The sequence below is a fragment of the Arachidicoccus terrestris genome, assembly GCF_020042345.1.
Classification (GTDB): Bacteria; Bacteroidota; Bacteroidia; order Chitinophagales; family Chitinophagaceae; genus Arachidicoccus; species Arachidicoccus terrestris.
This window is the reverse complement of sequence record NZ_CP083387.1, coordinates 1276291-1297561: the sequence shown is the minus strand read 5'-3', so window position 1 is coordinate 1297561 and position 21271 is coordinate 1276291. Positions and strand designations below refer to the sequence as shown.

Below are 21271 nucleotides of genomic sequence, written 5' to 3'. Positions count from 1 at the left end.
GGGCTCTTTTCATGACTCTGTAAATGTTCTTTAAAATATTACACTTTTATTGAATTGCGCTAAAAACTGCTGGGCTTGGTCCTGAAGGAGTAATTCTGCGGTTTTGGCAGCACGTTCCGGTAATAAGGCGTCCCAGTCATCTGTACCTTCCCAGAGCATTCGTTTCAGATTGGTGTTTGCTGCCAGTGAATTTTTGGCCAGGGAACTGGTCAGCCGTTCAATGGACTCTTCCATGGAAGCTTTATTGGGATGGAGTTCTGCATAGAGTCCTTTTCTGCGCGCCCAGTCACTGTTTCGCCATAGATGTGCATCAATAGCCAGTTGGCTAAAGGAGGAAACACCCATTTTACGGATCATGGCCGGTGCGATTACATACGGTCCAATACCAATACTAAGCTCGCTGAGCCTGACATCGGCCCCCTCAAGCGCGATAGCGTAATCGGCCGCCGCCACCAGACCAAGGCCGCCGCCAACCACCTTACCATGAACACGTGCAACGATCAACTTAGCACATTTACGCATGGAATTGACGACCTGGGCAAAACCCATGAAGAATTTTTGCGCCTCTTGAGGGTCCTTGATTTCCAGGAGCTCATTAAAGTAAGCGCCCGAACAGAAAACGTCATGTTGGACGGACCTTAATAAAATGACTTTGATATTGTCATCATGGGACGCATGGTCTATCTCTTCTTTTAATTTTTTTAAAAGTTTCGTTGGCAACGCATTGCCTTTGGGATGATAAAATAAAATGGTAGATATATGATTATGCACCTCTGATTTTACAAATCCTTCTTTTGCTTCTTTTTCATCGACTATCATAGATTCAAATTTTTGCTATAATGATAAACTCTTTCCAAATCCTTGCCGAAAGTTAAACTATTCCTTCGTAAATACATTGAAAATTTTTCTAAAATATTACCGCCTTACAGCGTTTTGCTCTATTTTAGAAAATGGTACAAAAGTAGTGATAAATTTTCCGGCGTGATTGTGTAATTTTATGATAGATTAACCATTTAGCTTTATTCTGACCCTTCTTAAATTATCAATATGATCAGGCGTTTCCTCTTCCTTATTGCCATGGCTTTTATCGTCTCGACGATCCTTGATGCTCAACCTGCTGCTGTTAAAAACGGCCATTTTCAAAACGGGGTCGTCGTATGTGCTTCTGCTTACGCAGCTGAGATCGGTGCATCTATATTAAAGCAGGGCGGTAACGCCTACGATGCAGCTATCGCGACACAGTTGGCACTGGCAGTCGTCTATCCACAAGCAGGCAATATCGGAGGTGGCGGTTTTATGGTCGCAAGAAACAGTCAGGGGGCGTTACATGCGCTGGATTTTAGGGAGATGGCGCCGCTACTTGCAACAACGGACATGTATCTGGATGCCGATGGAAATGCCAATCTTCATAAATCCCAGGACGGGCATCTTTCGGTGGGTGTACCCGGCTCCGTTGCCGGCATATTTTCTATGTATAAGTTTGCCCGGTTGCCATTTAAGCAATTAATTGATCCTGCTATTAGGCTTGCAGAAAAAGGCTGTAAACTGACAGAAAGTGAAGCCAGGTTACTGAACAGATTCAAAGCGGACTTTCAAAAATATAACAGGGGGCCTGTTGCTTTTGTCAAAGACAGCCCCTGGAAAGCAGGTGATCTGTTAGTGCAAAAAGAATTGGCTGGGACACTAAAGCGGATTCGTGACAAGGGAGCCGCGGGATTTTATAAAGGTAAGACAGCAGCGCTTATTGTAGCTGAAATGCAGCGTGGCAGCGGAATTATCAGTACGGAGGATCTTGCCCGCTACGAAGCGAAGGTCAGAAAACCTATTGAATTTAAGTATCATGGTTATCAGATTATCAGCTTCCCCCCGCCCAGCAGCGGCGGCTTATTGCTGGCTCAGATGATGGGTATGATCGCACCGTTTAATATCGATACGATGGGATTCTTATCTGCCAAGGCGATTCATATTATGACAGAAGCCGAAAGACGGGCTTATGCAGACAGAGCGAAGTATATGGGCGATCCGGATTACTTTCAGGTGCCGGATAGCTTACTGATGGACGGAGCCTATCTGCGTACAAGAATGGCCGATTTCGATCCTCAAAGAGCGACGCCATCAAGTACAGTAGGTGCCGGCAATCTTTACGAGAGCAATGAGACGACCCATATCTGTGTTGCTGACAGGGAAGGGAATCTGGTATCGATTACGACTACTTTAAATGGAAATTTTGGAAGCAGGGTAGTTGTAAAGGGAGCCGGTTTTTTATTGAATGATGAGATGGACGATTTTAGCGCCAAACCGGGTGTTCCCAATATGTTTGGTGCCGTAGGGGGCGTAGCCAATGCTATTGAACCTGGTAAAAGAATGCTGAGTTCAATGTGTCCGACCCTGGTGCTCAAAGAAAATAAACCCTATATGGTGGTCGGAACACCGGGTGGAACAACCATTCCTACCTCCGTTTTCCAGACAATTGTTGATATTATTGATTATGGTAAGACGCCCAGGGAAGCGACTGAAGCCCCTAAGTTTCATCACCAGTGGCTGCCGGATCAAATCCTGATGGAAGCGGGTTTTGCGCGCAGCGTAACCGATAGCCTGAACCATATGGGATATTCTATTAAGAAAACGAGTGGTATTGGCAGAACAGAGATCATCCTTTTCGATCAGGGAAACAAGAACGGTATGCAGGCAGCAGCGGATATCAGAGGAGACGACAGCCTGGCTGGATATTAGTTTTAACCGGTTCAGCGAGTATTTATTGCTTCATTGCCTGGCTGTCAGTAGTAGGATAAATGGTGCAGGCTGGCCGTAATCCCGACTTCCTAGCATATTGATCAGAAAGAACGCTCTGGGAATTATATTGTACTTTTATGCGAGCAAGGATTTTGTTAAGACTGTTGACCTGTTTATCATGAAATATGAACCCCAGAAAGCCGCACCTCCTTCCAGGAAAAAACCTATTTATCCTGTAAGTGAACCGTTACGCGTCTATCTGAGAAATTACGGACGCGAGATCAATCTGCCGGTCCAGTATCAGGATCTGCTGCATTTTACCTATGCCCGTCCGCTGATCAATGAGGCAGGAGAGGAGACCGCCTGGGAACAGGTGAGCTATGATATGCGGGAATGGGAATTTCTGAAAGAGGGGCTGTTAAAAGTGTATGCAATCCTAAAAACCGAAGGAGATTATAGTTTTGCTGCCAACTTAAATGTGGAAAGGATTGATTTTTGCAGTTTTGGCAATAGCCAGCCCTTTAGGATCCGGATAGTGAATGTCAATAACGGCAATTATGATCATTTTTATATCAAAAAGGCGGATGCGAACCGGGTTTATGGTTTAGAGTGGGAGCATCTGTTGTCCACATCGAGGGTGACTTTTTTTACCTATCGTCAGACCCTGATCGAAGAGCATATTGCGGGTATTCCGGGTGATATTTTTATACGGGACTATCTCAATAGCCCAGAGACCAATAAGGTGCGCTTGTTGAAGACGTTTGTCAAGTTTAATGAATCTTGTTTTATCCGGCTGTTAGGGGATATGCGTTCCTATAACTTTGTGGTGGATATCACTCCAGATATAGAAGGCACTCAGTATAATATCCGGGCGATAGACTTCGACCAGCAGTGCTATGAGGGAAGGATGCGCCTTTATATGCCGCAGTTTGCAAAAGAAAACTATCCCGTGGTGAAAGAAGTGGTCAAACATCTGGACAGTGAATCTATTAAACAATATCAGGCAGAAGAGCGCTCTCGTATGGCCTATAGAATCGCGACGGAAAGGTACCGGGTCAGGGAATTAATGGATACAATGTTGCCGGAGGAACTTTCTTCGCCTGAGAAAATCGAACAACTCAAATTTGAGCTGGGCAATCATTATCATAATTTTCGCTTTATCAAAGCTAAAACAATGGGTAAGATTCTCAAAATTCACCTAAAGCAAATGCTAATGCCTTCCATGCGGTCTGTGCTTAAAATGGCCAAAAGAAAGAATGCCTTGTAAAAAAGGTTTTAATCATCCCTTGTCTACTTCAGTGTAAGGTACCGGGACCGTACGGCCTTTATATATGCCGTATTGTGTCCAGACGGGATTCCCGGACCGGATAGGCTTCAGCGCTGTAGGCCGGAGTGATGAGTGCATTTGTTTCTCTGCTGCTTGCCGGTTGAGGTGAAGGCAAATGGCATTAAAATGCACTTTAATTCCCCGTATATCGTTATTGTGAAGCCGCTGACAGAGATCACGTGCCTGGTCTATCTGCGCGATATGTTCATCAAACCCGTTGATATCTAACAGATCTTTTTTCCAACAGGACACATTATGGCGATTCCATGATGCTTTACCCGGCAAAAGGGCATTCATAATATTTGCTTTTATCCTGTTTCGGGAAAGCTGTTGGTTTTTAAGGGAAAACTTAAGCCCCTGTCGCCGGAGCCAACTGCACTCAAAACAAATCTGTTCCTGTATATGTTTTTCCTGCATGCCCTGATGAATATGCGGAGCCAGTTTAAATTGTCCCCCGGAAAGAAAAAAGGTCTCTTCTCTACGTTGGTGATGGATCTCTAAAAAATCCTTTCTGGGAATACAATTTGATTCAGTAAAAACCAGGTATTCAGATTTGCTTGCCTGAATCGCTTTATTCAAAAGCGTGGCCTTATTTGGTTCGGTACTATTTTCCAGATAAGTGAGCGACTTAAACTCTTTTTGAAACGGCTGCATGAGCCTCAAGCGTTCATCAGCAGGTTCCGTGCCGGTTATAATGATCTCAAAATCTCTAAAACGCTGCATGGCAAATCCTGTTAATACCTTATTTAGACAGTTGGAGTCGTGGTTGCTACTGCTAATAATAACGGACAGTTCCATACCTGGCGGTTTTTTGAATGATGAAATTATCGTTCCAGCAGGTGAGCCATGTCTTAATATTTTGGCCTATAGGCTGGTTTACGATATGTTTTTAATGGGTAATATTGTAATAATTTGCGAATCTTATATTTACGGATGATATTAAACGATTTATTTTTTAAATGGGATTTGTCCTTATGCAAAGATTCAATACAGGCATCTATTACTCTTGCACTGCTCTTGCCGTCTTTGTAGGGATGATTGAAATTGGCCTCTTTTCTGATAGCGTCAATCTGGGCCTCCGGACGTAATAAGGCCTGATCCAGCGCTGCTTCCAGTTCATTTGCCTGCTCAACATTAATGACACAGGCGTTTGGCTTGCGGTGGCGAAAGGTTACAATTGGCTTTTCGGCCAGCATAAACTCCTGAATGGCAGAAGTCGTATCTGACAACATAATATCGGCCTGCTTGTACAAGGGAACTAAATCTGTTGTGTCCAGATAGGTGAAATGAGGGCCATTAAGCGTTTTCCATTTTTCAACAATGTCTTGTGGTAGTTTGGGGTGCAATACAGTAATAAACCGATACTTACCCTTGGCAGACAGTCTTTTAATCTCCTGAAGAACATCCTCCCGGAGGGCCAGACTGAGCCGGTGGCTAAAGGTGGAAGTGATCAGGATAACCGGTAAGGAGCAGGTTTTTTTATTTTCTTGTGTAAATAAGGGATCCATTTTAGACCAACCGGTTTCTATGACTTCAAAATGGGGGTCTTCCTTTTGTTTTTCCAGGAATCTCCCGGTGGTAGAAGGCCCTTGCGTGCAATACAGGTCATAAAAACCACGGATATTAAAATGGTCGTCTTCACTCCTTTTTGCGGGGTTAAACCCATGAAAAACCTGCACTTTGAGGCCGGAGAGAAAATCCGGAACATAGTCTGTGACAGAAAGGATGATATCCGGGTCATAATCAACCACTTCCTGAATGGTTTCCAGCAGCTGGCTGCCTTCAGGTATATAGGCCTTTGTTTCGGGGATATAGGTAAACCAACGCACCTGAAACCCTCTTTTCAGAATTTCCTGTTCCAGCGGCCGGCCAATGGGAATGGCGTAACTGTAAGACGTATAAATTAAAAATTTATAATCCATCCGCAAGTACTTATCTGTTAAAGAATAAAGGCCGGATATGCTCTGGCCAGTTGGTTTCGAAGCTTGCCAATACAAACTCCAGTTCCCCCTCTTTTTTTGAGCAGGACGGTAAAATTACAATTTTTTTGGATATAAATAGTTAAATATTCAAATATAGGGGTTTACGGGGCCTGGGAGGCCGATGGGAACACTATGAATTTATTCATGAGCAGGATTTTATATATTTAGGTTTAAAGAGTAGTTTTGTGCCGGTCTGAACGTTTTGATCATCCTTACTATTTACTTAAACCTCTGATTCAATTGTCAAATAATAAGCACATCGCGGCGCTTAAACATAAAATTTCAGCAGCGCTTTCTCCTTTGATTGATGATGATTATTCATTATTGGATACCCCCTATCATAATAATATCGGGGATAGTCTGATCTACGAAGGTGAGCTTAGTTTTCTTAGCGGCCTGCCGGCGAAAAGACTGTTTTCCGCCAACCGGAAGTTTGCCAGTTTGAAGAGAATTCCTAAGAAGGGTATTATACTTATGCATGGAGGAGGCAATTTTGGCGATCTTTGGAGGGTATATCAAAATTTCAGGCTTAAAATTATTCGAGAGCGGCCGCAACAACGCATTGTCGTTTTTCCCCAAACGGTATATTATGCCAATCAGGAGAATTTGTTGAGGGACGCTGAAGTCTTTAACAGCCATCCGGATTTAACGATCTGCGCAAGGGATCATAGATCCTATGATCTTTTAAAAAAGCATTTTTATAAAAATAACATCCTGCTGGTACCGGACATGGCATTTTATCTGGACCTGAACAGGTTCGTTAAAATTGAAACGACCGGTAAGGTGTTATTGCTGAAAAGGGTCGATAAAGAGGTGCCCGAAAATCAGTTTGATCTGAGGCAAAACCTGACTTCAGCGGATCAGTTAAAGCAAGTTGAGATTGCGGATTGGCCCGGCATCGAGTATACCCCGCGGGAAAAAAAGAAATGGGAACGTCGCGACAGGGCCAACCGATATCTGACCCGGCTCAGTCTTCTTGTGCTTCCACCAAAGGGAATAGATCTTGATTTTGGCGTCCTGCACTTATTCGAGAGCCGCCGGCAACTGGAAAAGGGCTGCCAATTTATTAATCAGTATGATGCTATTTATTCAACGAGATTGCACGGGGCTATTTTGTCAATCTTACTGGGCAAAACCATTTATGTTATAGACAATTCGTATGGGAAAAACAGCGAATTCTTTAATTGCTGGCTGAAGGATTTTGAAGATTGTTATTTAATAGGATAGAGGCATTGGACAATCTTCATTTTTGAGATCGTCAGATATACTGATCCACTCCGAGCGCGCATCTATAATTGGAAGATGATCTCGTTGCATAAAGGATTTCCAGATTGGCCGGCTCATTTTGGTGGGCGGCTTTTTTATGCCAAATATGAAAGACGACACCGCCCATTTTCAGAAACTGCTTGTGTCTGCCCAAAATGAACAGACGGCTGACAAGTTCTTCGTCCTCTCGACCCCAACCAACCATTGTTTCGTTATAACCATTCACTTCAAGGAAATCTTTTCTCCAAAATGCCATATTGCAGCCTTTTGAATAGAATTTGTATTTGCCTTTGACCTTGTACCTATGGGACAGGAAGTTAGATAAAAACTCATTCCTATAAGTGTTCATGACGCCTGTCGAGTTTTTTCTGAGCAAGTTGATCGGGGGGATTTTCTGAGAAACTAAGATAGACTCTGAGAATTTCCGGTTTAAAGAACCACGGCTGCCAATGACAAAATGATTTTTTTTGCTGAGTCTCAGATGATCCTGGATAAAATGAGGCTCCATAATCACATCTCCATCGATTTGTACGATATAGTCACCTTTGGCCAGGGCGATAGCGCGGTTTCTGATTTTTGATAGTCTAAACCCGTCATCTTCGTGCCATACATGTATTATTGGTACAGGGCACATTGCCGTATATTTTGCAATTAATTCCCGGGTCCCCTGGCCGGAACCATCATCAGCGATAATGACCTCATCCGGTAACGGAGATAATTGTAAAAGGCTTTGCAAGCATAAGTTTAAAGCTGAAGGCCAATTATATGTTGAAATAACCAAACTGCAGGCGGACATAAAATGTAATATAAATAATAAAGCAAATATATTGGAAGGTTTTTATCTTCGCAACTTAATTGCCGGATTTGTTATTGCAGATTATATGCCACTTTGAATTGCAGGATATGTTTGATTGTACGCTTCTGATAATCATAAATTTATGTAGATGTCAGCCGGCTGCCGGCGATCCCTGAGCCTGTCATAAGCTAAGCCAAAATGGCGCCAGGCAAAATACTAGTGATAAGATTTTTTAATGAATTTTTTGAACAGGCTTATTGTTATGGCCCGCCTTAATGCGCTTTGAAGTGCATGTTGGAGTTTGCTGCTGTTTTTCATCTGCTGTAAGCTGGCAAGGTTCTCTCTGGCAAAGCTCCTTTTCTTTGCACCCTTTAATTTCATGCCGGCGACCCTTTTGGCGTTTAAAGGCTCTGTAAATGTCGGGCATTGTTCAAGCTTGTCAAAGCTATAGAGGCTGATCATTGTTCTGAGGCATTTCTCACATTTGGAACAGTTATAGGCCCCATCCGTGTTTTTCCAGCAAACTCTCAGGTGTTGCAGGGCAATTGTTGATGTGGAAACAAGTCGTACTTTTTCTATTCGGGTAGCCTCTGCACCATCATGAATAAATCGAATCCTGTTGGTGCTCCATAAATGGTCCAGCATCGGATGGCTGGCTAAGGGGAACAGATTCGAATATTCCCGGGAGGAGGAAATGTAGATCTTTGAGAAATCGTCCTGTAGCAAAAGGCCGACACTTGTCATGGCTACTCCATGGAGCATAAGGCCCCAGTCCGCATATGGGTCCAGCTGTTCCCTTATATTCGACTCTACTTCTATTAAATTAATGTGAAAGGCGCTCGCAACAGACTTAAGGGCTTCAACTGTCTTGGATCTCAGTCTTGTTTTGTTCAACGGAATATCCATACCGTGAACAAATATTATGTCAGTAATTTCTGCTTTATGTTTTAGTAAAGTATAAAAGGAGTCAACGCCGCCGCTGAAAAACATACCCACCCGTTTTTTAGGCACTGCGTGCGGGTCATGGCCCGGGTCGATGGTTTTGGCATTGTTGATTTTTATGATCTTATAGTCTTTATCCCAATGGTGAAAGATATGCTGTATGTCTGTCAGGGCATTTAAAAATAAGCCGTCCACCAATTTGCCTGACATGTCTATGGATTGCCTATGCAGCATGGAGGGCAGTAATCCCAGTGCAAGTTCTGCTTCAGTTGCGTAGCTACCCCGGCCATTATTGAATACAAAACTGAACTTGAACGACTGCTTGCCGGTTGAAAATTGGATATTGACACAATTGGAGTTCCCTGTTTCCATGAATGGCATAATCATTTTAATATTATAGGTTTAGTCGCAAAGTCCGTATGAACCTGCGTCTCTGGCATCCGTAAATATAGGGGAAAATTGTGAAATTATAAACCGCCTGCTGTTGATATATTGAACAGTTTGAGTGGAAGTAGTTCCATCGAAATAACATAAATTTGACTGCAAAAGGTAAACAATGACCCCACGAATACGATTGAACGTAAAGTTACTATTGGTCACCATGCTGAATCTATGCTGGCCTTTACTCAGCCATGCCCAGTCAGCAGATTCAAGACCCAATATTCTCTTTGTCATGGCTGATGACCATACCAGTCAGGCCTGGGGCATCTATGGGGGCATTCTCGGGAAATATGTACAGAATACCAATATTAAAAGAATGGCCAGCCGGGGTGCTGTCCTGGACAATTGTTTTGACGTCAACTCTCTGTGTACGCCTAGTCGTGCGACCATCCTTACAGGGCAATACAGTCATAAAAATGGCGTATATGCGCTGGATGACGCTCTGAACCCGGCCCGTGACAATATTGCAAAAGAATTACATAAAGCGGGCTATCAAACAGCTATTTTCGGAAAATGGGGACTCAAAAAGCGCCCTTCGGGCTTTGACCATTTTATGGTCATGAATGGCCAGGGTATTTATTTTGATCCGGTATTCAAATCCGAAGACAATTGGAAAGATGATGGTCAGGGCGTTACCGGGAAAAAATACAAGGGATATAATACCGACCTGGTGACGGATTTTGCGTTGGACTGGTTAAGCAATATTGATCCGGATAAACCTTTTTTTGCGATGGTGCATTTTAAAGGGACGCATGAACCCTGGGAGTATCCGGACCGCCTGAAAGATTTATATAAGGATGTCGATATCCCTTATCCGCCATCGCTGTTTGACTATGGAAAACAGACCACCGGCAGAGTGTTTGACGGTCAGCCGCTTAGTGACCTGGCAGGCAGATGGATGACCTACCAGAAAGATCCCGCTCATTATTGGACAACGTACCCCGGGATGCCCTTCAGTCTGGATGGCCTGGATAGCGTTGAGGCGAGAATCAAGACCTATGAAAAGTTTATCAAAGACTACCTGCGTTGCGGAGCCGCCAATGATGAGAACCTGGGCAGGCTGTTGGACTATCTAGATCAAAAAGGATTATCCAGGAATACGATTATTATCTATACTTCGGATCAGGGTTATTTTCTGGGTGAACATGGCTTTTTCGATAAGCGCGTGATGATGGAAGAGGCCCTTCATATGCCTTTTGTCATTGTATATCCCAAAGAAATTAAAGGTGGGTCCAGATTGGAAGATTTTGTCCTGAATACGGATTTTGCAGCTTTGTTTGCTGATTACGCAGGTATTGAAAAACCAGCTTTTATCCAGGGTAAAAGCTTTAGAGATAATCTGAAAGGTAATACGCCGCCGGATTGGAGGACCAGTATGTATTACCGTTATTGGGAACATGCACCTAAATACCCGGGACATTTCGGTATACGGACCAAAAAATATAAACTGGTCTTTTATTATGGCCAACCACTGGGGATCAACGGTGCATCCAAAAAAACTACCATACCTGGCTGGGAGTTTTATAACTTGGATATTGACCCCCAGGAGTTGCACAACGCTTATCATGATCCCAGATATCAAGGCATTATCAGGCATCTGAAGCAAGAGTTGCTGGAGCAAAAGCACCTGGTAGGTGACGATTCGGATAAAAGCAGTGCTGTTATGCAGCAGATTTTCCATAAGCACTGGTAGGTGCGTACGCAGGTGGCGGTGTCTTGGAGGACATTGAATTTTGGTTATCTTAGCGGCACAAAATTTCATGTAATAACTTTAATTATGCTAAAACCAATATTGGCTATCCTGCTTTTGGGCAGTTTAGTAGCGAATGGGCAGCAGGCTCAATCGTCCTTGACAGATCAGGATTATTCAAAAGCAGCAAGTTTTTTAGGCCCTAACCTCAGTAAATATATAGATAGGTCCTTTGTTCGCCCCAACTGGATAGATGGTTCTGATTTCTGGTATCGCGTCTTAACGGAAAAAGGAAGTGAGTATGTTCTTGTTGAGGCGAAAGAAGGGAAGCGCCGGCCAGCATTCGATCAGGAAAAACTGGCACAGGCCCTGTCTAAACAGACCGGTGCGGCAATCGATGGGGATAACCTGCCTTTCAGGCAGATTCACTTTTCTGAGGATAAAAAGATGCTCTCTTTTATATATAATGGGCAGGATTGGAGGTATGATATTAAAAACAGTCAGCTTGGCAGCAGGGCGATACCCATGCTCAAAGGGCAAAATGCAAGCAGAAAGGTTGGCCAAAAGGAACCGGGTGTTCTTTCTCCGGATAAAACCAAGGAGGCATTTATCAGAGACTATAATCTGTGGATCAGAAGCCGGGTAGACGGCAGGGAAACCCAGCTCACCTTCGACGGTATCAAAGATTTTGGCTATAGTACCGACAATGCCGGCTGGGTGCACAGTGACCGTGCGATACTGGCCTGGTCGCCGGACTCCAAAAAGATCGCCACCTACAAACAGGACCAACGTAACGTCAATGACATGTATCTGGTGTCCACCAATGTAGGCGCGCCGAAACTGCAGTCCTGGAAATATGAGCTTCCGGGTGATACGGCTATTTTCAAGATTCATCGCTGCATTGTATATGTAGATCAGCCGAAGGTCGTTATGCTGCAGGTGCCGGCTGATCCCAGACGGTCCACACTGAGCGATAACATAAGCGATCGTGGCAGGATGAACGACGTATACTGGAGTGAAGACGGCAGCCGCCTGGCTTTTGTGTCTACTTCCAGGGATCATAAGATAGAAAAGGTCAGAATGGCCGACGCTGCCACCGGAGCCGTCAGAGAGGTCTTTCAGGAGACCGTACCTACTCAGTTTGAATCTGGATGGGATGCGGTTAACTGGCGCTATTTAGACAAGACGAAAGAAATTGTCTGGTTTTCGGAAAGAGACAATTATGGGCATCTGTATTTATATGACGCCACAGACGGGAAATTAAAAAATCAGATCACTAAGGGCAGCTATGTGGTGACGGAATTGCTTAAAGTTGACAACAAAAACAGGACACTTTATTTCATGGCTTGCGGTCTGGAGAAGAAAAATCCATATTTCGCACAACTGTGTTCCATAAAAATGGACGGCAGTGACTTTAAAGTGCTGACCCCGGAGACCGGCAATCATACCATTACACTGAGCCCGGATGGACATTATTTTGTGGACGCTTACTCGCAGCCCGATATTGCCCCGGTAACTTTGCTGAGATCGCTGGACGGCAAAAAAACGACCCCGCTGGAAGCAGCTAACATAGAAAGATTAAAAGCGACCGGTTGGCAACCTGTTACCCCTGTTACAGTGAAGGCGGCTGATGGTAAGACGGATTTATATGGCCTGTTATATTTGCCAACTCATCTGGATCCCAATAAAAAATATCCGATCATCGATTATATTTATCCCGGCCCACAGGGAGGCAGCGTCGGTAGCTGGTCGTTTACACCTTCCAGAGGCGATCATCAGTCCCTGGCGGAATTAGGTTTTATTGTCTTGCAACTGGAAGGGTCCAGTAACCCGCTTCGCACAAAAAGTTTTCATGATATGAGTTATGGCCACATGGCAACCAATACCTTACCGGACCAAATCGCGGCTATCCGTCAATTGGCTGCTGAAAGGCCATATATTGATACGAATGAAGTCGGTATCTGGGGGCACTCCGGCGGAGGCTTTGCCACGGCGGCAGCCATGTTTAAATATCCGGATTTCTTCAAAGTCGGTATTGCAGAGTCCGGTAATCATGATAACAGAAATTACGAGGCTGACTGGGGAGAAAGGTATAATGGACTGGTCAGCCATTCAGATTATGCGGCTCAGGCGAACGAACGCTATGCCAGCCAGCTAAAAGGAAAGCTTTTATTGGTTCATGGCCTGATGGATGATAATGTCCCACCCTCCAATACCATGCTCGTGGTAGAGGCCCTGGAAAAGGCTGGTAAGGATTTCGACCTGATTGTCTTTCCGAACAGCCGGCACGGATATGGCGTTTATAGTAATTATATGATGCGTCGCCGGTGGGATTACTTTGTCCGCAATCTGGCAGGTAAACAACCTCCTAAAGAATTTAAGATCGAGTATAAGAGGGATCCGCGAAATTAACCGGTAAGCTCATACTTTAATGACATCAACAAGCGCACAATCGAGTTGTCCATGAGAACAAGATTGTGCGCTTTGTTTATGCACATGTTTTTTGGCAAAATCAGGCTAATTTTCTGAACATTGCTGTCCGGGCTTACCGTTACTCGCCGAAAATCTTACCGAAGGCAGTAGCGCAGGGATAGCTCTTATGATTTGATATACAATAGCTAAAATGCTTTTCCTAGGGCCTTGAATCTTCCCTATTATATGTTAAAATGTGTTTTTAGAATTCAAAAGTTAAACAGTTGTTTGATTTTTCTGGGCAATAAGTTTACTTTTGCTCTTTCTAAAAACGTTGTTTAAACGTTCATGTTGAAAAGCATTAAACAATAGGCATCTGCGAGAAGAAAACCGGCTCAAAAGGCTTAAATTTGATTACCGATTGGTACATGACGTCATCAAGGCCTAAATTTTCAGATTGAACGCGCGGTTTTCCCGAATGAATAGCAATAACTAAAATTCGCAATAGAAAATTTTATAATGAGAAAATACATTTGTTTTTTAAGCCTGCTGGCGGGGCTCAGCACTCAGCTAAAAGCACAACAGCAGCCTGCCGTTCTGGATAGCGCCACTGTAGAGAATTGCGTTCAATATGCTATGGAACATTATCCTTTGTTGAAGCAAAGCTATGTACAACAAGAGATTACCAATAGTCAGATCAAAGGGAAGCTGGCTGATTGGTATCCTCAGATCAGGCTAGATGGATCTTATCAATATAATTTTCAATTACCGACGGCACTATTTCAGGGATCACCCATGAAATCCGGTGTCAAAAATACGTCGGGTCTGCAGTTCGGGCTGACACAGAATATTTTTAACCGGGACGCCCTGTTAGCCTCTTCCACAAAAGGGTTGGTTAAAAAAAGCACTGAACAGGATATTGAACAAACTAAAATTGATGTGGCGGTGAACGTCAGCAAATCTTTCTATGATGTTTTGTTGACAGAGAAACAGCTTTTGATTTTAGATGAAGATATCATTCGCCTTAAGACCAGCTTAAAGGATGCTACCAATCAGTATAAAGGAGGGATCGTAGATAATATTGACTATAAGCGGGCAACCATCTCATTGAATAATGTTGTGGCACAACGCCGCAGTACAGCAGAGTTGTTGAAAGCTAAATATGCGAGCCTGAAAGAACTGATGGGGTATCCGAAAGATCAGCCGCTCAGTCTGCATACCGATAGCAGCAGTCTGGAAAATCTGGCAATGATAGATACGACGCAGACAGCTGATTACAAAGATCGTATTGAATATCAGCAACTGCAAACACAGGAGCAGTTGCAGATGGCCAATCTTAAGTATGAAAAGTGGAGTTTTATCCCGACACTTTCTGCCTTTGCCAACTATAACCTGAATTATATGAATGACGATTTTGATAAGCTCTTTAATCATAATTATCCAAATTCTTTTGTAGGGTTACAATTGGGCGTGCCGATTTTCCAGGGGGGGAAGCGAAAGGAAAATATCCGTCAGGCCAGTTTGCAGATTGACATGGTCAGACTGAGCAAGGAAAACTTTCTGAATGCCGCCAATACGCAATATGAATCTGCCATGGCCGTTTATAAAAGTGATCTGAATACTTATCTGGCGCTGAAGGAAAATCTTCAACTCGCCAGCGACGTCTACAAAACAATTTCATTACAATATAAAGCAGGTATTAAGATATACCTGGATGTAATTACTGCAGAAACAGACCTGCGGACCGCTCAGGTTAATTTTTCTAATGCGCTCTATCAGCTCTTAAGTGATAAGCTGGACGTTGAACAGGCATTAGGTCAGATCCAATATTAATTCCATTAAAAAAACTATTAAATCGCTCATAAGATGTCCTTTAGAAAATTCTCCATCCTTGCCGGTACAGCCATACTGACACTGGCGGTCTCCTGTAAGTCTTCCAACAAACAAGCTGCCCAGGCGGGCGCAGGCGCTCCACCTGCTGTTCCAGTAGCCGTTGATACGGTTGCGCCGGGAGATGCTGTTTATTATATTCAGTATCCAGGCACGGTAACGGCCCTTAAAGAAGTGACATTGCTTTCCCAGGTCAGCGGATATGTGACAGGCATCTATTTTAAAGATGGGCAGCATGTCTCCCAAGGCCAGAAATTATATTCCATTGATGCGCAGGTGTACAATGCCAATGTCCAAAATGCAAAGGCACAACTCGAAGTGCAGAAAGCCGGTTTGGTCAAGGCGCAAAAAGATGCGGCCCGTTACCATCAGTTAGATGAACAAGACGCCATTGCCAAACAACAGGTCGATTATGCAGATGCCGCCCTGGCGACCGCTGAAAGACAGGTAGCGGCTGCTAAAGCAAATCTGAATGCCATTACCGCAAACCTTAAGTTCACTACTATTTATGCACCCTTTAGTGGTACGATCGGGATTTCTAAGGTGCGGGTCGGTACTTCTGTCGTAGCTGGTCAAACTCTTTTAAATGAGATTTCTACAGATAATCCAATGGCCGTTGACTTCAATGTTCCACAGGAAGAGCTCTACCGGTTTGAGCAGCTCAAAAATGAAGGGACTTCTGTAAAAAATAAGATATTCTCTCTTACTTTCGGCGCAAGTGAATATCCTGGTTATGGCAGTATTAATCTGATCGACCGAGCAGTTGACCCGCAAACAGGCACGGTGAAAATCAGATTATCATTTGACAATGATAAAAACATGCTGAAAGCCGGAATGACGACTTCTGTCAAGGTCAAAAGTGAAAATCAGGCTAAAGCAATTCTGATTCCTCATAAGGCAATTATCGAGCAGCTCGGCGAGTACTTTGTTTACCGTGTGACCGATAGCAGCACTGTCACCCAGACTAAAATCAAGCTGGGTCAGCCGATCGGCTCGGATATTATCGTCACGGACGGCTTAGAAGCCGGACAGGTGATTGTAACAGAAGGGCAGCAAAAATTAGCTGAAGGAGCTAAGGTAACAATCGGGGCTCCGTCCACCGGTGCACCTGGAGCTGCGGCCGCGAAGAAATAGTTTGTAATTCAGTCTCAAAAAGAACAGCCAATTTTAATTAGAGCAGAAAAAAAACAGTAATGATAGCAGATACTTTTATAAAAAGGCCGGTCACAGCCATTGTCGTTTCCATTGTGATCGTGCTTGTAGGGCTGATTTCCATATTTATCTTACCTATATCTCAGTATCCCAGTATAACGCCCCCTACGGTGTCTATTTCCGGGACATTTACCGGTGCGGATGCGGCGACCATTGAGCAGACAACGACTACTCCTATTGAGACGCAGGTCAACGGTACGCCGGGCATGACCTATATGACCAGTAATAGTACGAGTAGTGGTCAGGCCAGCATTACCGTCAACTTCGAGATAGGAACAGATATCGACATTGCTACCCTGGACGTGCAAAACAGAGTAAGCGTCGCCGAGCCGATCTTACCTGACGCGGTTAAGCGTATTGGCGTGACGGTCAGAAAAAGAAATCCTGATATGATGATGGTATTGGGGTTATACTCTCCCAAGGGCACCCACAATTCAGAATTTTTGGGCAACTATGCCAATATCTATCTGAAAGACGCCATTTTGCGTGTACCAGGTGTAGGTGACGTATTTGCGGTAGGGGATGATTTTAGTATGCGTATATGGCTGAATCCTGAGAAACTCGCTGCGTTAAAACTGACCCCCGGTGATGTGACAACCGCTATTGCAGGTCAGAACTTGCAGGTAGCGGCCGGTACGATTGGTGGTAATCCACAGCCAGCTGATCAGGCATTTGAGTACTCTGTGCTGACGAACAGCCGCCTGAATACAGTAGAAGATTTTAAAGATATTATCGTACGAGCTGATCCCAGCACAGGAACATTGGTGCGGTTAGGGGATGTGGCTAATGTGGAGTTAGGACATTTCGATTATGGTAAAAACCCTTATGTAAATGGACATAAGGCAGCATTTATGTTGATCTACCAGGCACCCGGGGCCAATGTACTGGAGACCTATGACGGTATCATGAAGACACTGGAGACGATGAAGAAAACCTTTCCTAAGGATATTGATTATGCAGTTCCGTCTGAAACAGCGACTGTTGTAAAAGTGTCTATCAATGAAGTATTGCATACCTTTATAGAAGCGTTGATTTTGGTTGTACTCGTTGTATTTTTATTCCTTCAGAATATACGGGCAACGATCATACCGTTATTAGCCATTCCGGTTTCGCTGATCGGTACATTTATCTTCTTTATACCACTTGGTTTTACGATCAATACGCTGACGCTCTTTGCCTTTGTATTAGCCATCGGTATTGTTGTGGATGATGCGATTGTGGTGGTGGAAGCAGTACAACATTATATCGATTCGGAAAAAATTTCCCCCAAAGAGGCGACAAAAAAAGCGATGGGCGATATATCAGGACCAGTGGTCGCTATTGCCCTGATCCTGGCCGCGGTATTTGTTCCGGTGAGCTTTGTTCCAGGTATTTCTGGCCAGCTATATCAGCAGTTCGCCATTACAATCGCCGTGTCTGTGATCATTTCCGCCTTTGTTGCCCTGTCACTGACGCCGGCTCTTTGCTCACTTATGTTACGCCCACATAAAGAAAAGGAAGCGCATCCCCGTGGTGCCGCCCGTTTTTTTGCGGCTTTCAACAGATGGTTTGAGAAATTTACCAATGCCTATACCAGGGCGGTGGCTAAATGGATCAAGCATACGCCGCTGGTAATCGGGTTATTGGTCGTGCTGGTCGTCGCACTGATCTTCTTATTTAAGTCTAAGCCCACCGGGTTTATTCCTCAGGAGGATGAAGGCCGTTTGTATGTGACCTACCAAATGCCTGAAGGAACGTCTACAACACGCAGCATTGCGATGATTCACCAGATTATGGATTCTGTGCGCAGCATTCCTGCCGTCGATGTGGTCGGAGGTCTGGCAGGTCTGAATATTGCCAATTTTTCCTTCAAATCCAATTCCGGTACCTTATTCGTCAGCTTAAAGCCCTGGGATGAGAGAACAGATGAAAGAGACCGTTTGAATGGTGTACTTGCAGAGATTCAACGTAAAACTGCCGGATTTAAAGAAGCGAATGTGATGGCTATCGGTCCACCGGCCATTCCGGGCCTGGGTGCGACTGCAGGTTTTACTTTTGAGCTCCAGCAGCGTGGAAGTACAGATAACATTCAGGAATTTGAGAAGGTTGGCCAACGTTTTATCGGCGCACTTTTTCAACGCCCGGAGATCGCTATGGCCTATACTTTCTTCAACACAAAAACACCTGCTTACCAGATCAATGTCAACAGGGATAAGGCACGTAAACTGGGTGTACAGGTTTCTGATGTGTATAGTACCATGTCGACACTTTTAGGTAGCGCCTATATTAATGACTTTAACCTGTATGGACGTAATTTTAGGGTGGTTGCCATGGCGGATAGTACTTTCAGGGCTACACCATCGGACCTGAATGATTATTATGTCAGAAATATAGAAGGGAACATGATCCCAATCGGGTCACTAATTGATTCCGTTCAGACGATAGAGAATCCTGCAGTGATTTCCCACTACAATATCTACCGTTCCATAGAGATTTCAGGTGCACCCAAACCGGGATATAGTAGTGGCCAGGCTATCGACGCGCTCAGAGAAGTGGCAGATCAGGTGCTGCCAGCTGGATACGGTTATGAATTTTCAGGTATGTCCAGAGAGGAAATTAAGGCTGGTCAGAGTACTGCCCTGGTATTTGCCGCTTCTATTATCTTTGTATTCCTGTTTCTGGCAGCCTTGTATGAGAGTTGGAGCGTTCCGTTCGCTGTCCTCTTTGCGGTACCTGTCGGTTTATTTGGCTCTATGCTGACCTTATATTTTATACCGAGCCTGACTAATAATATCTATGCACAGATCGGTATGATCACCCTAATTGGGCTCGCGGCCAAGAACGCCATTTTGATTGTGGAGTTCGCCAATGAAGGTGTACAGCAAGGCCGCGATATTGTTGAGGCGACCCTGCATGCCGTTCAGGTACGTCTTAGGCCGATTATCATGACTTCTCTGGCCTTTATTTTAGGTGTAATGCCACTGGCCTTTGCCTCAGGTGCCGCTTCGGTTTCCAGGCAGACAATCGGCTGGACGGTAATGGGAGGGATGCTCGCGGCGACTTCACTGGCAATATTTATTGTTCCTGTTTGGTTTGTACTGATCACCAAACTTTCCAAACGTAAAAAGATAAAAGTTGAGCTACGCGAATAACAGACAGCGTAGTGACTTAGAAGGCTAGCATGGTTTTTTAGGTGAAGATAAAATCCCCGGCTACATTCAACTGAGAAGAAGAATGTTGACTGGGGATTTTTAATTTGAGAGATTTAGAGATTGCCTCTGCGCTGCTGTTCTTTTTCAATGGCTTCAAACAAAGCTTTGAAATTGCCTGCTCCAAAACTCTGTGCACCCCTGCGTTGGATGATTTCAAAAAAGAGTGTCGGGCGATCTTCGACCGGCTTGGTGAAAATCTGCAACAGGTAACCTTCTTCATCACTATCTACCAGAATACCTAATTCTTTTAACGGTGCGATATCCTCCTGTATTTCACCCACTCTTTCTGTCAGATCTTCGTAATAAGCAGTTGGCGGAGCGCTGAGGAATTCAACACCTCTGGCCCTGAGTGCCCGTACGGTGGCGACAATGTCATGAGTGGCAACAGCAATATGCTGTACACCTTCGCCTTCATAGAATTCCAGGTATTCTTCGATCTGCGATTTTTTCTGACCCTCAGCCGGTTCGTTAATGGGGAATTTGGCGTAGCCGTTACCATTACTCATCACCTTACTCATGAGAGCAGAATATTCTGTATTGATCTGTTTGTCGTCAAATGAAAGAATGTTCACAAAACCCATGACATCTTCATACCACTTGACGGTTGGCAGCATTCTGTTCCAGCCGACATTACCTACGCAATGATCCACATAGAGTAAACCTACCGGTTCAGGATGATATTCCGGCGTCCATTTTTCATATCCGGGCAAAAAATCGCCCTGATAATTTCTGCGCTCGACAAACATATGAACGGTCTCCCCGTAGGTATATATGCCAGATTTCCAGACCTCCCCATTTTTATCTTCCAACCGTTCAGGTTCCAGGTAAGGCTTTGCGCCCCTTTTACAAGTTTCTTCAAAGGCAGAACGGGCATCATCTACCCAGAGCGCCAGGATTTTAACGCCGTCGCCATGTTTTTTGACATGGTCTGCTATAGGAGAATCGGAATGGAGGGCTGTTGTTAATACCAATCTGATCTTACCCTGTTGTAAAACATAGGAAGCATACTCTCTTATGCCGGTCTCGGGACCGGCATAAGCCAGTGGCTGGAAACCAAAAGCACTTTGGTAATAGTGGGCTGCCTGTTTCGCATTGCCCACATAGAACTCAATATAGTCTGTTCCATTAATGGGCAGGAAATTCTCTGCCTGTGCTATCTTTTGTGCAAAGGTCAATGAATTTGAGGTTGTATTTGAATTTGTATTCATAATTATCTTCTAAATTGAAATGCTCGTTTAAGCGGTTATGACTGAATCTAAGCGGTACTAAACTGCTATCCATCTTTGCTGTACACTCTATTACATAGCAATGACCACATGGCCATATCCACTGCCCGCAGCAATCTTTGGTGATTGCATACTGCATTTACATCCGTATTCTCTTGCATGG

General features: G+C 44.3%; 14 protein-coding genes. 8 read left to right on the top strand and 6 right to left on the bottom strand.

What is annotated here, in order from left to right; all coding sequences use genetic code 11:
* Nucleotides 1–30: 30 nt before the first annotated feature.
* Complete coding sequence (locus tag K9M52_RS05180) at nucleotides 31–819, bottom strand: enoyl-CoA hydratase/isomerase family protein (protein ID WP_224070996.1); 789 nt, start codon at nucleotides 817–819, stop codon at nucleotides 31–33.
* Nucleotides 820–1047: 228 nt separating this feature from the next.
* Between K9M52_RS05180 and ggt the strand changes: the two genes are divergently transcribed.
* Both ggt and K9M52_RS05170 read left to right on the top strand, forming a co-directional pair.
* Nucleotides 1048–2733, top strand: coding sequence for a gamma-glutamyltransferase (gene ggt, locus K9M52_RS05175; RefSeq protein WP_224070995.1), 1686 nt, complete (start codon nucleotides 1048–1050; stop codon nucleotides 2731–2733).
* A gap of 178 nt (nucleotides 2734–2911) precedes the next feature.
* Nucleotides 2912–4000 carry a hypothetical protein gene (locus K9M52_RS05170; RefSeq protein ID WP_224070994.1) on the top strand — a complete coding sequence of 363 codons (1089 nt, stop codon included), beginning with the start codon at nucleotides 2912–2914 and terminating at the stop codon, nucleotides 3998–4000.
* Between the two features lie 12 nt (nucleotides 4001–4012).
* Here the strand turns inward: K9M52_RS05170 and K9M52_RS05165 are convergent, their stop codons facing one another.
* A complete protein-coding gene (locus K9M52_RS05165; RefSeq protein WP_224070993.1) occupies nucleotides 4013–4858 on the bottom strand; it encodes a glycosyltransferase in 846 nt (281 codons plus the stop codon).
* 53 nt (nucleotides 4859–4911) lie between these two features.
* The gene (locus K9M52_RS05160) at nucleotides 4912–5982 is read right to left on the bottom strand and encodes a UDP-N-acetylglucosamine 2-epimerase (RefSeq protein ID WP_224070992.1); all 1071 of its coding nucleotides are present in this window, start codon (nucleotides 5980–5982) and stop codon (nucleotides 4912–4914) included.
* A gap of 300 nt (nucleotides 5983–6282) precedes the next feature.
* Here K9M52_RS05160 and K9M52_RS05155 point away from each other — a divergent pair, with 300 nt between their 5' ends.
* Nucleotides 6283–7269: a polysaccharide pyruvyl transferase family protein gene (locus K9M52_RS05155; RefSeq protein ID WP_224070991.1), complete on the top strand. Its 987-nt coding sequence runs from the start codon at nucleotides 6283–6285 to the stop codon at nucleotides 7267–7269.
* A gap of 31 nt (nucleotides 7270–7300) precedes the next feature.
* Here K9M52_RS05155 and K9M52_RS05150 read toward each other — a convergent pair whose 3' ends face one another.
* Nucleotides 7301–8104: a glycosyltransferase family 2 protein gene (locus K9M52_RS05150; RefSeq protein ID WP_224070990.1), complete on the bottom strand. Its 804-nt coding sequence runs from the start codon at nucleotides 8102–8104 to the stop codon at nucleotides 7301–7303.
* Nucleotides 8105–8320: 216 nt separating this feature from the next.
* Nucleotides 8321–9418, bottom strand: coding sequence for a hypothetical protein (locus K9M52_RS05145; protein WP_224070989.1), 1098 nt, complete (start codon nucleotides 9416–9418; stop codon nucleotides 8321–8323).
* A gap of 184 nt (nucleotides 9419–9602) precedes the next feature.
* On the opposite strand from K9M52_RS05145, the gene K9M52_RS05140 reads away from it, so the two are divergent.
* The 5 genes from K9M52_RS05140 (at nucleotide 9603) to K9M52_RS05120 (ending at nucleotide 19822) form a co-directional block, all read left to right on the top strand.
* Nucleotides 9603–11180, top strand: coding sequence for a sulfatase family protein (locus K9M52_RS05140; protein ID WP_224070988.1), 1578 nt, complete (start codon nucleotides 9603–9605; stop codon nucleotides 11178–11180).
* Between the two features lie 84 nt (nucleotides 11181–11264).
* On the top strand, nucleotides 11265–13589 hold the full coding sequence (locus K9M52_RS05135) for a S9 family peptidase (protein ID WP_224070987.1): 2325 nt from the start codon (nucleotides 11265–11267) through the stop codon (nucleotides 13587–13589).
* A 519-nt stretch (nucleotides 13590–14108) separates the two neighbouring features.
* The gene (locus tag K9M52_RS05130; RefSeq protein ID WP_224070986.1) at nucleotides 14109–15422 is read left to right on the top strand and encodes a TolC family protein; all 1314 of its coding nucleotides are present in this window, start codon (nucleotides 14109–14111) and stop codon (nucleotides 15420–15422) included.
* A 33-nt stretch (nucleotides 15423–15455) separates the two neighbouring features.
* Nucleotides 15456–16613 (top strand): efflux RND transporter periplasmic adaptor subunit, encoded by a 1158-nt coding sequence (locus K9M52_RS05125; RefSeq protein ID WP_224070985.1) that lies wholly within the window; start codon nucleotides 15456–15458, stop codon nucleotides 16611–16613.
* Between the two features lie 59 nt (nucleotides 16614–16672).
* Nucleotides 16673–19822 carry an efflux RND transporter permease subunit gene (locus tag K9M52_RS05120; RefSeq protein WP_224070984.1) on the top strand — a complete coding sequence of 1050 codons (3150 nt, stop codon included), beginning with the start codon at nucleotides 16673–16675 and terminating at the stop codon, nucleotides 19820–19822.
* A 113-nt stretch (nucleotides 19823–19935) separates the two neighbouring features.
* Here K9M52_RS05120 and hppD read toward each other — a convergent pair whose 3' ends face one another.
* Nucleotides 19936–21090 (bottom strand): 4-hydroxyphenylpyruvate dioxygenase, encoded by a 1155-nt coding sequence (gene hppD / locus K9M52_RS05115; protein ID WP_224070983.1) that lies wholly within the window; start codon nucleotides 21088–21090, stop codon nucleotides 19936–19938.
* Between the last annotated feature and the right edge of the window lie 181 nt (nucleotides 21091–21271).

Coding starts and splice junctions, on each gene's coding strand:
- ggt (WP_224070995.1), top strand. CDS start 1,048: ATGATCAGGCGTTTCCTCTTCCTTATTGCCATGGCTTTTATCGTCTCG.
- K9M52_RS05130 (WP_224070986.1), top strand. CDS start 14,109: ATGAGAAAATACATTTGTTTTTTAAGCCTGCTGGCGGGGCTCAGCACT.
- K9M52_RS05135 (WP_224070987.1), top strand. CDS start 11,265: ATGCTAAAACCAATATTGGCTATCCTGCTTTTGGGCAGTTTAGTAGCG.
- K9M52_RS05125 (WP_224070985.1), top strand. CDS start 15,456: ATGTCCTTTAGAAAATTCTCCATCCTTGCCGGTACAGCCATACTGACA.
- K9M52_RS05180 (WP_224070996.1), bottom strand. CDS start 819: ATGATAGTCGATGAAAAAGAAGCAAAAGAAGGATTTGTAAAATCAGAG.
- K9M52_RS05150 (WP_224070990.1), bottom strand. CDS start 8,104: ATGTCCGCCTGCAGTTTGGTTATTTCAACATATAATTGGCCTTCAGCT.
- K9M52_RS05120 (WP_224070984.1), top strand. CDS start 16,673: ATGATAGCAGATACTTTTATAAAAAGGCCGGTCACAGCCATTGTCGTT.
- K9M52_RS05160 (WP_224070992.1), bottom strand. CDS start 5,982: ATGGATTATAAATTTTTAATTTATACGTCTTACAGTTACGCCATTCCC.
- hppD (WP_224070983.1), bottom strand. CDS start 21,090: ATGAATACAAATTCAAATACAACCTCAAATTCATTGACCTTTGCACAA.
- K9M52_RS05170 (WP_224070994.1), top strand. CDS start 2,912: ATGAAATATGAACCCCAGAAAGCCGCACCTCCTTCCAGGAAAAAACCT.
- K9M52_RS05140 (WP_224070988.1), top strand. CDS start 9,603: ATGACCCCACGAATACGATTGAACGTAAAGTTACTATTGGTCACCATG.
- K9M52_RS05145 (WP_224070989.1), bottom strand. CDS start 9,418: ATGGAAACAGGGAACTCCAATTGTGTCAATATCCAATTTTCAACCGGC.
- K9M52_RS05165 (WP_224070993.1), bottom strand. CDS start 4,858: ATGGAACTGTCCGTTATTATTAGCAGTAGCAACCACGACTCCAACTGT.